The organism is Bartonella sp. AP7XZML (assembly GCF_042195745.1).
Taxonomy (GTDB): domain Bacteria; phylum Pseudomonadota; class Alphaproteobacteria; order Rhizobiales; family Rhizobiaceae; genus Bartonella.
Map to the genome: position 1 here is coordinate 1 of NZ_JBHIOT010000055.1, position 1,700 is coordinate 1,700.

General features: G+C 34.8%; 3 protein-coding genes. 1 reads left to right on the forward strand and 2 read right to left on the reverse strand.

Annotation, left to right across the window (positions count from 1 at the left end; genetic code table 11):
* Positions 1–35 precede the first annotated feature (35 nt).
* Positions 36–410: a hypothetical protein gene (locus ACFILT_RS04060; protein ID WP_375607467.1), complete on the reverse strand. Its 375-nt coding sequence runs from the start codon at positions 408–410 to the stop codon at positions 36–38.
* A gap of 222 nt (positions 411–632) precedes the next feature.
* On the reverse strand, positions 633–1,220 hold the full coding sequence (locus ACFILT_RS04065) for a S24 family peptidase (RefSeq protein WP_375679639.1): 588 nt from the start codon (positions 1,218–1,220) through the stop codon (positions 633–635).
* A gap of 94 nt (positions 1,221–1,314) precedes the next feature.
* Between ACFILT_RS04065 and ACFILT_RS04070 the strand changes: the two genes are divergently transcribed.
* Complete coding sequence (locus ACFILT_RS04070) at positions 1,315–1,632, forward strand: hypothetical protein (protein WP_375679640.1); 318 nt, start codon at positions 1,315–1,317, stop codon at positions 1,630–1,632.
* The last annotated feature ends 68 nt before the right edge of the window (positions 1,633–1,700 follow it).

Consider the following 1,700-nt stretch of genomic DNA (forward strand, 5'->3'; position numbering starts at 1 on the left):
AAAGGGGGCGCTTTTAAATGCGCCCTTAAGAATTTTTAAAGCACATCACAAGGACGCAAACGGTGTTGTTGTTCGTAGGTCCCGTAGACCTCATCATTATATTTTTCTTCTGCTAACTCAGATAAAAGATCATGGTAAGCATTACTTTCACGTACAAAGTAATGAACCTCACTATCCTCATGGAGATGTTCAATATTTGCTTCTACATATGCGTCTGCAATCTCTTCAGAGATATCTTCACAATTATTCTCAGAAGGATTTATACGAAAGATTTGGATTGCATCATCTACCTCAGCAACAATGCTTAGAATTTGGCTTGCATCAAGTGGTCCAGACTCTGCAATGTTTTGATTATCATCGTAGGCAACTAATAAAATTTCATTGGAATTTATAAGAATTGGCTTATCCATAATTTTTCCTCCCTAACGCCTCTTGGCGATTGTTTGTGTTAATTTATGGATACCAATGTAGCGTATTTAGGAACTTATGTCAACATAAATGTAACGATTTTAGAAACTTTTATATAAATATAAAAAAATTACTTAAAAAATTAAAGCTGTAATCACTAAAAAAGAGGGGATATGCTTAGAATAGTTAGAGCTTTAATAGTACATTTATTGGGTTTAAATATTTTAAAATCTTGGTGGTTTTATCCAGTCTATAGGTGCCGCCCAAACTAATGCAACATCTTTTATTTCTGGATATAATCTATTTAAACTCTCTAAATTAAATAAACTAGGTTTACTACCTTGTTTTATTATTTTGACAAAACAGCGTCCATCTTGCGTATAGACAATTGCTTTTTTATTAAGGAGTAAACTTGGAGAAATGTTTTCTGAATAAAATAAAATAGATTTATCCTCAATGAAAGGTTCCATTGAGTCGCCCTCAACTTTTACCGCGTACGTATCTTTTGTAATGTATGGGGGGATTTCTACTTCTTCAAGCCAACCGTCTTCATAGGGGATAATTTCTGAACCTGCTCCTACATAACCCATTAAAGGTATCGTTTTTTTTCGTGGAAGAGGATATTTTGTGATTTCTTCAATTGCCATACCCTCTTGCACACTTATTCCTCGTTCACCCGTTAGCATTTTATTGACGGCAGAGCGATAGATAGGGCGCTGCATCTTCTCACTTAGTTGTCTAGCAAGCGATGATTGAGATAATCCAGATTCTTGTAAGGCTTCACTTAGCCAAATTTTCATAATGTTATTCATGGTTTCCATTATATCTTTATTAGAAAAAAAATCTTTTGTGGTTTTCGTTACATTATCTATTGATTTTGTACCTAAATAAGCTACAATGCGAATTATGAAACAATTTTATGAAATAATAAATCTGTTAGGTGGAGTTCGTAGGGTGTCTCAGTTGCTCGGAGTTCATAGAACACGTGTGTATGTCTGGCTGCGTCCTGTATCAAAAGGTGGAACTGGTGGGAGAATTCCGACAAAACATATCCCAATCCTTTTAAATGAAGCCAAAAGAATTGGAGCGCCGATTAAGGCAGAAGACTTTTTCTCGTTTTTTTATAGGACGCAATCATGTGATTCTAAATTATCTTCACAATCTGCTTTTACTGCTGCTTCTACAGATAATAATGAACAGCAACAGCACCCTTCACAGGTTTAAAGAGAAAGATCATGAGAAACGGAATATTGAAGAAACTCTATACGCAGCTTTGTAGATTAATAGGTTGT